Annotated in this window: 11 protein-coding genes; 9 read left to right on the top strand and 2 right to left on the bottom strand. The window is 35.7% G+C overall.

Translation table 11 applies throughout. The annotated features are described in order from the left end of the window. Positions 1–151: 151 nt before the first annotated feature. Together mnmG and AXA65_RS08750 are read left to right on the top strand one after the other, a co-directional pair. Positions 152–2014, top strand: a complete 1863-nt coding sequence (gene mnmG / locus AXA65_RS08755) for a tRNA uridine-5-carboxymethylaminomethyl(34) synthesis enzyme MnmG (protein ID WP_063969738.1) — start codon at positions 152–154, stop codon at positions 2012–2014. A 79-nt stretch (positions 2015–2093) separates the two neighbouring features. After that, positions 2094–2915 carry a class I SAM-dependent methyltransferase gene (locus AXA65_RS08750; protein WP_063969737.1) on the top strand — a complete coding sequence of 274 codons (822 nt, stop codon included), beginning with the start codon at positions 2094–2096 and terminating at the stop codon, positions 2913–2915. 221 nt (positions 2916–3136) lie between these two features. Here the strand turns inward: AXA65_RS08750 and AXA65_RS08745 are convergent, their stop codons facing one another. After that, the gene (locus tag AXA65_RS08745) at positions 3137–4327 is read right to left on the bottom strand and encodes a phosphoglycerate kinase (RefSeq protein ID WP_063969736.1); all 1191 of its coding nucleotides are present in this window, start codon (positions 4325–4327) and stop codon (positions 3137–3139) included. A gap of 766 nt (positions 4328–5093) precedes the next feature. Here AXA65_RS08745 and rpiB point away from each other — a divergent pair. The 6 genes from rpiB (at position 5094) to AXA65_RS08715 (ending at position 11664) form a co-directional block, all read left to right on the top strand. After that, positions 5094–5525, top strand: a complete 432-nt coding sequence (gene rpiB / locus AXA65_RS08740; RefSeq protein WP_063969735.1) for a ribose 5-phosphate isomerase B — start codon at positions 5094–5096, stop codon at positions 5523–5525. 183 nt (positions 5526–5708) lie between these two features. Beyond that, positions 5709–6821, top strand: a complete 1113-nt coding sequence (locus tag AXA65_RS08735) for a YhcG family protein (RefSeq protein WP_063969734.1) — start codon at positions 5709–5711, stop codon at positions 6819–6821. Positions 6822–6857: 36 nt separating this feature from the next. Continuing rightward, positions 6858–9008: a ribonuclease R gene (gene rnr / locus AXA65_RS08730; protein ID WP_063969733.1), complete on the top strand. Its 2151-nt coding sequence runs from the start codon at positions 6858–6860 to the stop codon at positions 9006–9008. 275 nt (positions 9009–9283) lie between these two features. Further along, entirely contained in the window at positions 9284–9961 is a 678-nt protein-coding gene (locus AXA65_RS08725) for a LysE family translocator (protein WP_063969732.1), read from the top strand. A gap of 368 nt (positions 9962–10329) precedes the next feature. Continuing rightward, on the top strand, positions 10330–11259 hold the full coding sequence (locus AXA65_RS08720; RefSeq protein ID WP_063969731.1) for an LD-carboxypeptidase: 930 nt from the start codon (positions 10330–10332) through the stop codon (positions 11257–11259). 36 nt (positions 11260–11295) lie between these two features. Continuing rightward, a complete protein-coding gene (locus AXA65_RS08715) occupies positions 11296–11664 on the top strand; it encodes a YraN family protein (RefSeq protein WP_063969730.1) in 369 nt (122 codons plus the stop codon). A gap of 76 nt (positions 11665–11740) precedes the next feature. Here AXA65_RS08715 and AXA65_RS08710 read toward each other — a convergent pair whose 3' ends face one another. Beyond that, the gene (locus AXA65_RS08710; protein ID WP_063969729.1) at positions 11741–12241 is read right to left on the bottom strand and encodes a superoxide dismutase family protein; all 501 of its coding nucleotides are present in this window, start codon (positions 12239–12241) and stop codon (positions 11741–11743) included. Positions 12242–12495: 254 nt separating this feature from the next. On the opposite strand from AXA65_RS08710, the gene AXA65_RS08705 reads away from it, so the two are divergent. Then, positions 12496–14727: a TonB-dependent receptor gene (locus AXA65_RS08705; protein WP_063969728.1), complete on the top strand. Its 2232-nt coding sequence runs from the start codon at positions 12496–12498 to the stop codon at positions 14725–14727. Positions 14728–14775 lie beyond the last annotated feature (48 nt).

Here is a 14775-nt window from a genome sequence, read left to right as displayed (position 1 = left end):
CTTCTTACAAAAAGGATTTCCGTTGCAATCGGGGCTAGTTACATTTTTCTTTTTGAATTAAATTTAGACAATGTTTCACGTGGAACATTCAATCAAAAAAAATAAAATTTTATTGCTATTAGCCGTTTGCTATTAGCCAAAAGTAAATAAAATGATTACAGATACATACGATGTTATCGTCGTTGGTGCAGGTCACGCAGGTTGTGAAGCCGCAGCTGCAGCAGCCAATTTAGGTTCAAAAACCCTTTTGGTCACAATGAATATGCAAACCATCGGACAGATGAGTTGCAACCCGGCAATGGGCGGAATTGCAAAAGGACAAATCGTCCGCGAGATTGATGCAATGGGCGGATATTCCGGAATCATTTCAGACAAATCAGCCATTCAATTCAAAATGCTGAACCTTTCCAAAGGTCCAGCAATGTGGTCGCCAAGAACCCAAAACGACAGAATGCTCTTCGCAGAAGAATGGCGATTAGCACTGGAAAATACACCAAACCTCGACTTCTTTCAGGATATGGTAAAAAGCTTGATCATAGAAAATGGTAAAGCTGTAGGTGTTGTAACAGGACTAGGAATTGAAATACGTTCCAAATCTGTAGTTCTTACAAACGGAACATTCCTAAACGGATTAATCCACGTTGGAGACAAGCAAATCGGTGGCGGAAGAATGGGCGAACCCAGAGCTTTCGGAATCACAGAACAATTAGTTTCTCTAGGCTTCGAATCTGGAAGAATGAAAACAGGAACGCCTCCACGTGTGGACGGAAGAAGCCTCGACTACTCCAAAATGGAAGAACAAAAAGGCGATGAAAATCCTCAGAAATTCAGTTATTTAGATACACCTAAATTAACCAAACAATTAAGCTGTCACATCGTTTATACCAACGAAACAGTTCACGATATCTTACGTGAAGGTTTTGACAGAAGCCCAATGTTCAATGGTACGATCCAAAGTACAGGTCCAAGATATTGTCCAAGTATCGAAGATAAAATCAACCGTTTTGCAGAAAGAAACAGACATCAATTATTTGTCGAACCAGAAGGTTGGAAAACTGTGGAAATTTATGTGAATGGATTCAGTTCATCTCTTCCGGAAGATGTTCAAATCAAAGCGATGAGACATATTCCAGGCTTCGAAAATGTCAAGGTTTTCCGTCCTGGTTATGCAATAGAATATGATTACTTCCCTCCTACCCAACTTTACCATACACTCGAAACTAAGTTGATTCAAAACCTTTATTTCGCTGGACAGATCAACGGAACAACTGGTTATGAAGAAGCAGCTGGACAAGGCTTAATGGCAGGCATTAATGCCCACAATAAAGTTCACGACAAGGGTGAATTCATTCTTAACAGAGATGAGGCTTATATCGGTGTTCTAATCGATGATTTAATCACGAAAGGAACCGAGGAACCTTATCGAATGTTCACTTCCCGTGCAGAATACAGATTGCTTTTAAGACAAGATAATGCAGACATTAGACTGACTGAGAAAGCTTACAATCTTGGTTTAGCAAAAGAAGAAAGACTTAGAAATGTTCAGGATAAAATTACAAAAAGTAATGAACTGGAAGCTTATTTGAGAGAAACTTCTATCAAACCTGGCATTATCAATCCAATATTAGAATCCATAGAATCTTCCATAGTTGACCAAGCATACAGAGCTTCTCACTATCTAACTCGGCCGAATATGACTTTGGATAAATTAGAAGAGATTCAAACTATCAAAGACATTACTTCAGCTTACAAAGAAGAAGTGCGAGAACAAGCCGAAATCAATATCAAATACAAAGGTTACATCGAGAAAGAAAAGGAAAATGTGGCTAAATTGAACCGCTTGGAAACCATCAAAATTCCCGAAAATTTCGACTATTCCAAATTATCTTCTTTATCTACAGAAGCTAAGCAAAAAATGACCAAAGTGAGACCAGTTACGATTGCTCAAGCAGGCAGAATTAGTGGTGTTTCTCCTTCTGATATCAATGTTTTATTGATTTACTTAGGAAGATAATTAATAATGTTCCACGTGAAACATATCAAAGAACAATGCAATTTTCATTGTTCTTTTTGTTTAAATAACAAATTTTAAAATGAAAATTAAAGACCATTTTCTTTCTCAGGAAGAATTCGAATTGATAGAAACTGAAACAAAAGGCGTTTTTAAAACCTCTCCTATTCCATCGAATATTTCTAAATATTACGAGAGCGAAGATTATATTTCACACCATCAGGATACAGGAAGTTTGAAGGAAAAAGTTTATAAATTCTTACAATCTTTTAATCTCCAATACAAGAAAACAATTCTTCTGGACAGAATAAAAAAAGATTCTAAAGTTTTAGACTATGGTTGTGGCGCCGGCGAATTTGTAAAATTTATTGAAAATGATTTCGAAACTTTTGGATTTGAACCGAATTCAGATGCGAGAAATTCAGCGATAAATAAAACTTCGAAGGCTAAAATTATTGATGATTTAAATTCAATAGCAAATAAAAGTCTAGACGCAATTACGCTTTGGCATGTTTTTGAACACGTCGAAAATCAAAGCGAAATGCTGGATATGTTTCATTCAAAATTAAAAGATAAAGGTATACTGATTATTGCAGTTCCAAATCCAACTTCTTACGATGCGAATCATTATAAAGAATTTTGGGCGGCTTATGATGTACCAAGACACATCTATCATTTTTCAAAAAACGGAATGGAAAATCTAATCTCTAAAAATCCAGATTGGAAATTAAGAAAAATCAAACCTCTCCTACTCGACTCATTTTACATCTCGATGTTGAGTGAAAAATATAAGAAATCACCTCTTTTTTGGTTAAAAGCAGTCGTTCACGGAACGATTTCTAACGTAAAAGCACTTTTTAACACCGAATTTTCCAGTTTGATATACATTATCGAAAAAAGATAGAAAATTGATTTTTGAGTAGTTTATGAAGGTTAATTTTCAGCTAATTTGTTCAAAATTTGTTAATAAATGCAAAAAAGTTCAAAATCAGACAGATTTCTCAATTTCAAATAAAATCTCTGAGAATCGCTTAAAATATTTTTCGTGATGATTATTCAAGTACAGACAAAAATAAAACCGACAAATTACTTTATCGGTTTTATTATATTTTAGAAATCTAATTCTTATTTGTTGATAGCAGCAACACCTGGAAGTTCCAAGCCTTCCAAACTTTCCAACATTGCTCCTCCTCCAGTGGAAACATAACTTACTTTGTCAGAATATCCGAATTGTTTCACAAATGCAACACTATCGCCTCCTCCAACTAATGAAAATGCGCCAAGTTTTGTTGCCTCAGCAATACTTTCTCCTAAAGCTATAGTTCCAGCTGCAAAATTTGACATTTCGAAAACACCGATTGGACCATTCCAAAGAATTGTTCTGGAGTTTAATAAAACATCGTTAAAGATCTCTCTTGATTTTGGACCTGCATCCAAACCTTGCCAATCTTCTGGGATTTCTCTGATATCACATTCTTTTCTATCCGCTTCATTATTGAAATCATCAGCAATGATAACATCTGTCGGAAGATAAACCTCGACATTGTGTTGCTTTGCTTTTTCAAGAATTTCAAGAGCCAAACTCAACTTATCATCTTCCACAATAGATTGTCCAATTTTTCCACCCAATGCTTTTATAAAGGTAAAAGACATTCCACCCCCGATGATCAAGTTATCAATTGCAGGAAGAATATTTTCAATAATTGTAATTTTTGTAGAAACTTTAGAACCTCCAAGTATCGCAGTTACAGGCTTTTCACCAGATTTAAGAACTTTATCGATGGCAATCAACTCGTTTTCCATCAGTAAACCGAAAAATTTAGTAGAAGGGAAAAACTCAGCAATTACAGCTGTAGAAGCGTGCGCTCTATGAGCAGTTCCAAAGGCGTCATTTACATAAGCATCGCCTAATTTGGATAACTTTTCTGCAAAAGCTTCATCACCTTTTTCTTCTTCATTATGAAAACGAAGATTCTCCAACAAAAGAATTTCGCCAGGTTGAAGTTCAGCAGAAGCTTGTTCTGCCTTCTCTCCTATTGATTCGTCCACAAATTTTACTTCTTTACCAAGAACTGAAGAAACTTCATCCAGAATATTTTTGAGAGAATATTTGTCGTTTACTTCGCCTTTTGGTCTTCCAAGATGCGTCATTAAGATTACAGAACCTCCATCAGCAAGGATTTTATCAACGGTAGGTTTTACAGAAACAATTCTGGTATTGTCCGTCACTTTTAGATTTTCGTCCTGTGGAACATTGAAGTCAACACGTACTAAAGCTTTTTTGTTTTTAAAATCGAAATCTTTTATTGTTTTCATATCTAGATTTAAATTGTTTTTTAATTGCCATATGCAATTGCTCTTTTTAGATCAAGCTTGCGTTTCCACAGTATGGCAATTTCATTAAATAAAATTTTTAAAGTTTTTATTAAAAAGACAATCATAAATAATGCCCTCTTTGTTTCACAAATTTAAAACTAATTCTTCCCTTTCAAAAATTTAATTTGCAAAAAGAATCCACAAACCTTCATTACATTATTATACATCTCTTTTTCTTTTTATAAAAAAATAATATTGTAGTGTATTGTTGTAGTGCGGTAGTATGCGGAGAAATAAAACTTAATTATTTCATCACACGAAATGTGGATTAATGAATAGGTTCTTAACATTAATTTAATTTTGATAATCAAGTCATTAAGAAGGTTATTAACAAATGTTTGTAATTTTTTTGAAGAATCAATATTCAAAACCTTTGTGGGGATAAAGTTCGGTGAAGTGAACCAAAACTAATTTGAAATAATGAATTGGACTAGTCGGAAAATAGTCCATTACTAAAAATAATCAATTATAAAAAGAAATACTTGACAGAAGTTATCCACAGGTTTTCTAACAATTTCTAACATTCTATTATCTTTTTATTAATGATTATAAATATTGATTATTTAATTATCATTATTAATTTTATATCGTTGATATTTAAATAATTAATTCAAGCTATTATTGATAATTATATTAAAATACTATGCCAACATTAATAAAATATGTATTAATTTTATACTTGAAATAAATCTATAAATCAAACTAAATGAAAAAGATTGCAATAGCCTGTGACCACGCGGGTTTTGAATATAAAGAGCTAATAAAAAAATACCTTGATGGCAAGTATGAAGTCCAGGATTTTGGCACCTACTCTGCTGATTCTGTTGATTATCCTGACTTTGTGCATCCAGCTGCGACCTCTGTAGAAAATGGAGAAAATGAATTGGGAATTTTGATTTGTGGAAGCGGAAACGGCGTTCAAATCACGGCCAACAAGCATCAGAAAATCAGATGTGCCCTTTGCTGGATGCCAGAAATTGCGGCATTGGCAAGACAACACAACGATGCGAATATGATTTCGATTCCTGCGAGATTCATTTCAAAAGAATTGGCATTCGAGATTGTAGATAAGTTTCTAACCATGGATTTTGAAGGTGGAAGACATCAGAACAGAGTTGATAAAATCGCATTTTGCTAAACATAAAAGCCTGTAATTGCTAAAATTGCAGGCTTTATTTTTAAAGTCATATCTTTGCAACGCATTTCACGGAGAAAGTTCTTTCTCACGAAACCATAAATTAATACAAAGGTTTCCCAAACTCCCCTATTTTATTTTATCTTTATTAAAAATTAAATCTGCTTTTTGGATTAATTTAGAACAATGCAAGAAATATCTTTACTAATTTCCAAAATCGGAGAAACTCAAATTTTCTTCAATAACCAAGCTCAAAGACAAGTCAATGTGGCGCTGACTTTGAGAAATTGGCTGATTGGTTTTTATATTTCTGAGTATGAACTGAATGGAAATGACAGAGCGGAATATGGTAAGAATCTTTATAAAGAAATTGCTAAAAAATGTGAAAATATAGCAGGATTGTCCGAAAGAAATCTTTATTGGTTTTCTACGTTTTATAAAACATACCAAAACATTTTGCAGACACCGACTGCAAAATTATATTTACCTGAAAATCAGTACGATGAAATTTTGCAGACACTGTCTACAAAATCAGTAGAATTTTCAAACTCTAATGTTGCAAATGATATTTGGAAGGTAGAATCTAATACACTAATTAACCAATTAAGCTTCTCACATATTGTAGAATTTCTAAAGCTAGATGATTCAACCAAAAGAACTTTCTACGAGACAGAAGCTATAAAAAATAATTGGTCGGTTCGGGAATTGCAAAGAGCCATCAATTCTATGCTTTTTGAAAGAACAGGAATAAGTAAAGACAAGCAAAAAGTCCTGGAGGAACATCAAAAATCTGAGAAACCTCTGGCGGAAAATTTTTTCAGAAATCCTTATATTTTGGAATTTTTGGGTCTGAAAGAAGAAACCTCTTACTCTGAAAATCAATTAGAACTCAGTATTATCAATCATTTGCAAACTTTTCTTTTAGAAATGGGCAAAGGTTTTTGTTTTGAATCACGACAGAAAAGAATCACTTTTGATAATACGCATTATTACATAGATTTGGTTTTTTATCATCGGATTTTACGCTGTAATATTTTAATAGACTTAAAGTTGGGAGAGTTTTCTCACGCCGATGCAGGTCAGATGAATGTTTATCTCAATTATTACAACGAAAACGAAAAAAACGAAGGCGATAATCCACCGATAGGAATTATTCTTTGCGCCAACAAAAACGAATCTCTGGTAAAATACGCTACCACAGGACTTTCTCAACAAATTTTTGTGAACAAATATTTGGTAAGCCTTCCAAAAGAAGAGGATTTGAAAAGGATTATTGATGAGGAACAAGATAAATTTTAGATGAGTTTAAACATCTTAACAATTAATTAAAATTAAATGAAAAACAAAAAAAATACATCTCATAAAAACGAACAGAAACTTCTGGATTTAGGAAGAACAATCCTTCGTTTTATGAATCAGAAAACATCCAAAATCTACAATTACAAACAGATTGCGGATGGGATAGATTACAAGAATCCAAGACAGAGAGAACTTGTGATCCAGGCGCTTCACAGATTGCAGGCGCTACAGAAAATCAAAGAAACGGAGAAAGGAAAATACATCGTCAATCTCAATATTGAAGGGACTTTGACGGGTGTCATAGACTTCAACCAATCCGGAAATGCTTATGTAAAAGTAGAAGGAATGGCGGATGATATCTTCGTGCATCAAAAAAATGTAAAAGACGCTTTGCAAGGCGACAAAGTGCTTTTGGTAACCTACAATTTCAAAGGTAAAAAAGTAGAAGGCTCTGTTGCAGAAGTTCTGGAGCGTGCAAAAGATACGTTTGTTGGGATTTTCCAGCAGATTGCAGATAAAGATTTCGGATTTGTAGTTTTCGAAAAGAGAACGATGAATACGGATATGTTCATTTCAAAAAACCATTTCAATGGCGCACAAGACGGAGACAAAGTCATCGTCAAAATGCGTGAATGGCGACCTGGAAGTAAAAATCCGGAAGGGGAAATCGTAACCGTTCTTGGAACACCAGGCGACCACGAAACAGAAATCCACGCGATTCTTGCCGAATATGGTTTGCCTTACAATTTCGAACCAGAAGTGGAGCACGACGCTGACCAAATCGACAGAAGCATCAACGATGAAGAAGTCGCAAAACGTTGGGATATGCGTGACATTTGCACCTTCACAATTGACCCGAAAGATGCGAAAGATTTCGATGACGCGTTATCCATTCAGAAATTAGAAAACGGATTGTGGCAAATCGGCGTTCACATTGCGGACGTTTCTCATTACGTAAAACCAGGAACTATTTTGGACGATGAAGCTTACAAAAGAGCAACCTCAGTTTATCTTGTCGATAGAGTAGTGCCGATGCTTCCGGAGGTTTTGAGTAATGACGTTTGTTCACTGCGACCGAATGAAGATAAATTCACATTCTCAGCGGTGTTCGAACTGGATGAAGATGCGAAAATCCATAAACAATGGTTTGGCAGAACCGTCATCCATTCCGACAGAAGATTCTCTTACGAGGAAGCTCAGGAAAGAATTGAAACTCAGGAAGGCGATTTGACTACAGAAATTCTTCAGCTTGATAAATTAGCGAAAATCCTAAGAGCCGAAAGAATCAGAAATGGCGCGATTACGTTCGACAGAAGCGAAGTAAGATTCAACCTTGACGAGAACAGCAAACCCATTGGTGTTTATTTCAAAGTCAGCAAAGATTCTAACCATTTGATTGAGGAATTTATGCTTTTGGCGAACAAAAAAGTATCCGAATTTATTTCATTAAATAAAAGAAACGAACCAACTGGAAACACTTTCATCTACAGAATCCACGATGACCCAGACCCGGCGAAATTGACTGCTTTACGAGATTTCGTAGGCACTTTCGGTTACAAAATGGACTTGGCCAATACCCAAACTGTTGCCCAATCACTTAATAGACTATTGACTGATGTCAAAGGAAAGGGCGAAGAAAATATGATTGAAACGCTGGCAATGAGAAGTATGAGCAAAGCTGTTTATTCTACGAGCCCGATTGGCCATTACGGACTTGGCTTCGAGTATTATTCACATTTTACATCGCCAATTCGCCGTTATCCCGATTTGATCGCGCACAGATTGCTTCAGCATTATTTAGATGGTGGAAAATCGCCAAATAAAGAAGAAGTGGAAACGCAGTCCAAACATTGTTCGGCAATGGAAAGATTGGCTTCTGAGGCGGAAAGAGAAAGCATCAAATTTATGCAGGTCAAATTTATGGAAGACCACGTGGGCGAAGTTTTCACAGGTGTTATTTCCGGCGTTGCAGAATATGGTTTTTGGGTAGAAATCCCTGAAAACGGCGCAGAAGGAATGATAAAACTCCGTGATTTGGTAGATGATTCTTACTCTTTGGATGCTAAGAATTACGCCATTATTGGTTCCAGAACTGGCAATACTTTCCGACTTGGAGACGAGGTCAAAATCAAAGTGGTGAAAGCCAATCTGATTGCAAAACAACTCGATTTCAAAATTGTGGAATAACTATATAGAAACATAAAATTAAAAGCTAAAGTAGACTCTCTATTTTAGCTTTTTCATTTTAAAATGTGTCCTATATGGTTGAAGATTTTAAGTTTATATAGTCAGATAACATTAATTAAAAAGTAAAATGTATTTTTGTCTTCGTCTTTTAAGTAGAAATTTATAATTAAAAACATTGATTTGATGTTATTTGATTGATAATAAAGCAAATAGCCAAAAGCTAACTGCAATAAGCTACTTACAAGATACATTTTGCTTTTTACAAAAAACTAAGAATGTTAGAACTCATTTTATACGCAGTCGGCCTGGGAATTATGCTGAGTTTGGTGTTCATCGGACCCATCTTTTTCCTGCTCATAGAAACCAGTTTTTCCAGAGGTCCCAGACACGCGATTGCTTTGGATATTGGCGTAGTTTCTGCCGACCTGCTCTGCATTATCGTCAGTTATTATGCTAGTGCTGACTTAGTTAGCCTTATCGACAAACATCCCGGTTTTTACCGGATTTCCGCCTTTTTGATTCTCATTTATGCTATTTATATGCTCCTTTCGAGGACCAAAATGCACATCGAAGGTGAAGAAAAACTCATCGACCAAAACTATATCAAGACCTTTCTCAACGGATTTTTACTCAATTTGCTGAACATTGGCGTCGTTCTTTTCTGGCTTGTAACGGTCGTTTCCGTCCGAAATGCCTATCCAAAAGTGGAAGATTTCGTTCTTTACATTGGGATTGTTATCGGAACTTATTTGTTGATAGATTTATCCAAAATCATCTTAGCAAAACAATTCCACGACAGACTCAATCAACGTGTGGCGAACAAAATCAGAAAAGGTGTCGGTTTTATCTTAGTGATTTTCAGTATATTTATATTTATGCAAAGCTTCAAAAAGTTCAACAAGTTCGAAGAAAAATTAGAAAAAGCAGAGAAACAGAAACCAAAAATCAAGTAATATTTTTTGAGCAACTTTTCCGCCTGTAGTTTATCCTGAGCTTGTCGAAGGGCTCCCAATCTTTTTTGCAGAAGCTTTAAGATTTAATTGAACTTTTAGTCCAAGCAAAAAAGGATTTCCGCTCAAGTCGGGTTGCGGATTTCAACGTAAATCGATGTTCAGTATAAAAATCCAATTTTGTTATTCCAAAGGAAAGCTAACGCAATGTTTCGACGAAATCAATCTAGACTGTTGAGATTCCTCCGGAATGACAAACTAACTTTTTAATTATGTCTTTGATGAGTGAAGCGCCTTTGCGAATCTTAAAATATTTTTAATAAAATAAAAGAAATCTTTGCGACCTTTGCGTTAAAATTAAACCAACACAAATGCAAAACAACACTTTCCCAAAATCCTTAAAAAAAGGAGACAAAATCGCCATCATTTCCCCAGCTGGTTCTGTTGAAGAAAATCAATTAGAGAAAACTTTGGCCTTGATCAAAAGCAAAGGTTACGAACCAATTCTAGGCGAAAATCTCTACACAAAGTTTCAAAACGGCTATTCGTACGCCGGAACAGAAGAACAACGGATTAAGGATATCAATTGGGCCTTAAACGACTCAGAGATATCTGCAATATGGGCTTCGAGAGGTGGTTACGGCTGTCAGCATTTAATTGAGCATGTGGATTTGAAAGAATTCAAGAAAAATCCAAAATGGTATATCGGATATTCTGACAACACGGTAATTCAAAGTTATCTGTTGAAAAAAGGTTTTGCATCCATCCACGGACAAACCATCAAAACGTCAAGCTTTGGCGTGACCGAAGAAAGTTATGACTTAACCTTCGACATTCTAAAAGGAAAATATCCAAAATACAAAATCGAATCCACAGAAAACAATAGAGTAGGAGAGGCTTCGGGAACTTTGGTTGGCGGAAATCTCGCGTTGATCTACGCACTTTTGGGAACCAAATATTCTTTCGATTTCACGGATAAGATTTTATTCATAGAAGACATTGGTGAAAATTTCTACGCGATGGACCGAATGATTATGAGCTTGGAATTGGCCGGCGTTTTCAAAAAAATAAAAGGACTCATCGTTGGTGGAATGACCAATATGGGAAAAGAAGGCGAGAACAAAAGCTACGAAGAATCCTTCGATCCATTCGTCAACCAACAGATTGCAAAGAGAATTTCCAAATATGATTTCCCGATAGCTTTCAACTTTCCAAACGGTCATATTTTTGACAACAGACCATTGATTATCGGTTCAGAAATTACAATGAAAGTAGGAAAGGATGTTAAAATTAAGTTCTGATCATTTATAAACTATCACTCATCAATTATAACTCCGATGGCAGATCACAACGACTTTGGAAAAATAGCAGAAGACCTCGCTGTAGATTTTCTGGTTAAAGCAAAATATAAAATCCTTGCCCGCAATTTCCGTTACCTTAAAGCTGAGGTAGACATTATTGCAGAATTTGGAGACCAAATCATAATTGTAGAAGTCAAAGCCAGACATACAGATGCGTTTCTGGAACCTCAAGAAGCTGTTAACAAAAAGAAAATCAAACTGTTGATATCAGCCGCGAATTATTTTGTCGAAGAAAATAATATTGATAAAGAAGTTAGATTCGACATCATCTCAGTCCTCCCCAACAAACAAAAAACTTTGGAAATCACCCATATTATTGATGCTTTCCAAAGTTTTGAAATATGATTTTTATAGACAAAATGATAATAGACGTTGCTTGAAAAATCTATTATCTATAGGTCTATTCTCTCACAAGTCTTCTTTATTTTATCTCCACACATCCTACACGTCCACCCGCATTGCCAGTTGGTTGTGTATGAAAGTCATCAACACCAGCGTGGATGACGATTGCTTTTCCAATGATGTTTTTTGATGGGTCGTCGCATCCGAGACACCATTTATCTGTTGAAAAAATTAACAGAGCTTGTCCGTTTTTATCCGCTTCAAGATTTCCAATATCTCCCATATGGAAGTGGTCTGTGTCCCATTTTCCGTGGTCATCTTTGGAAGGATTCCAATGTCCGCCTGCTGATGATGCATCTGTCGCACTGCAGTTTCCAAATTCGTGAATGTGAACAGCGTGCAGACCAGGCGTCAATTTGAAAACGCTAAGGTCCATTTCCACTTTACCTTTTTTCTGAACGAAATTAGCCGTTCCCTGCGTGAGTGTATGTGATTTTGGACGAACGGTGTATTGTTTAGAAACAGTTTTGCAAGAAGCTAGTATAAGTCCTGCAATACCAACAAGTAGTAAATTTTTCATAAGTAGTTTATTTATTGTTTTTAAATGTCATATGCAATCGCTTGTTGTTTGGTTTTCTAATTAGATGTAACTCTGCGATTTCATAGTTTTAAATTAAATTATTGTAAATGACCTATAACAATTTTAAAGCCAATATAATAAAATAATGTTTTACGTGAAACATCTTACGATTCGGTCACCAAAACTGACAAGTCGGTGAGAATAAATTTAATTTTGAATGACGTTAAAATATCTTTGGTTCATAATTAAACTATATGAAAACTCAGCGCAAGAACTTAATCCTATTATCATTTTTGATGGGTATTTGTATTTGGTCACAGACAACTATCTCGGGAAAAGTCACTTTCAAAAACAAACCATTGAAAGACATCAATGTCACATTGAAAGATAGTTACGACGGTGCAACTTCTGATGAAAACGGAAACTATTCTTTTATCACCTCAGAATCAGGCGATAAAATATTGGTTTTTTCTGGATTGAATTATGATGAAGTAGAAATTCTAGTCAAATTAGAAGGAAAAGATATTATTGTTCCTGCCAACCTGAAAGCCCAGATCAACGAGATCAATGCGGTCGTAATCACAGCAGGAAGCATAGAAGCAAGTGATAAAAAACGCGCTGCGGCTTTGCTTACGCCTTTAGATATCTATACAACTGCTGGTGCAAATGGACAGATCACTTCGGCTTTAGGTTATTTGCCGGGCGTTCAGAAAGTGGGAGAGAGTGAAGGTCTGTTTGTGCGAGGCGGAACTGGGGCAGAAACCAAGATCTTCATGGATGGCAATCTCATCAATAATTATTTCACGAATTCGGTTCCGGGGATTGCGGGGCGAGATAGATTCAATACGTCATTGTTTAAAGGAAATATTTTTTCAAGTGGTGGTTATTCAGTAGTTTATGGTCAGGCTTTGTCATCGGTTTTGATTTTGGAAAGTGTGGATCTGCCGGAAACGACGTCATTCGATTTCGGTGTTTCCCCGATTTTCCTGAGTGCCAATTATCAAAAACTAAATCAAGAAAAAACAGCTTCTTGGGGAGTTGCCGGAAGTTATTCCAATCTTGGACTGATGGGAAAACTGTTCAATTTCAATACCGATTTTGGAAAATATCCGCATGGTTATGGGTTTGATGGGAACTTCAGAATCAAAACCACAAAAGGTGGCTTCATTAAATATTACGGAAGCATAGATGCAAATCAAATGTCTGTCGGATCTGAAAGTCTTGAAGCAGATTACGATAGAAATAAAGTAAGTTTGAAAGGAAATAACACCTATCACAATCTATCTTACAAAGAAAAGTTCGGGAAATATCTGGTGAATATCGGAGCGTCCTATTCTTTTAATTCCAGTGATCTGGATTTTACGAATTTTCAGAATGATGTTGAAATGAATAACATCAAAATCAATAATCGATACAATTACATCAACGGAAAATCGGTGGTAGAAAGAAAAGTGGGGAGAAATACTTTGCGAGCTGGTTTTGAAGTTAACAATGCCGATGAGAATATGAATTATGGTTCTTTCGAAAAGAATTATAAAGATCTGATCTCGTCTGCGTTTGCTGAAACCGATTTGATCTTCACTAATGATCTATCTGCAAAAATAGGTGCGAGAACGGAAAATTCATCTTATCTAGACAAATGGAATTTTTCACCCAGAGCGGCTTTAGCTTATCGGATTTCTAAGGAATGGACGACATCTATTGCATACGGCATGTTCTACCAAAATCCGGAAAGCAAATATCTCATCTCAAACAATTTCGATTTTCAAAGAGCGGATCATTATATTTTCCAGATTCAGAAAAATTCTGAGGGAAGAAATTTGAGATTTGAAGCTTTTTATAAGAATTATGATCGATTGATCAAAACCTCTTCCATTGCCAATGAAAGTTCTACCTCACCAAGCAATCAGTACACACAGTTTGCAGATAACAATGGCGGCGGTGGTTTTGCGAAAGGAATCGAGTTGTTTTGGAGAGACAAGAAGACGTTCAAAAACATCGATTATTGGTTGACCTATTCCTATTTGGATTCCAAAAGAGACTTCTTAAACTATCCTTTTAGTTTAGTGCCCAATTTCGCTTCAAAACACACTTTGAATGCGGTGGCCAAGAAATTCGTGATGGATTGGAAAACAGGTTTCAATTTGTCTTACACTTATGCGAAAGGCCGTCCTTACTATGATATTATTTCTGACGATGGCAAAAACATTCTCCGTAATCAAGGGAAATTGAAAGACTTCAGCGGACTCAATTTCAGCGTGAATTATGTGCCGAGTGTTGGTAAAAAAGATTCCAAATCATTCACTGTTTTTGTTTTGAGCATCAATAATATTTTGGGGAACAAAAATGTTTACGGCTACAATTATTCTGCGGACGGAAATACCAGAAGCGCAGTAAGACCGCCAGTCAATACTTTTGTTTTTGTTGGTGTCTTCGTAAGTTTTGGTGTTGATAAGACGGATGATGCCATTAATAACAATTTATAACCTTTCGGAAACCAAAAATTACGGTTCGGTGGAATATAATTTCATTCA

It is taken from the genome of Chryseobacterium sp. FP211-J200, from assembly GCF_001643375.1.
Taxonomy (GTDB): Bacteria; Bacteroidota; Bacteroidia; order Flavobacteriales; family Weeksellaceae; genus Epilithonimonas; species Epilithonimonas ginsengisoli.
Note: the sequence above shows the minus strand (reverse complement) of the source record. Positions and strands in the feature narration are given on the sequence as shown.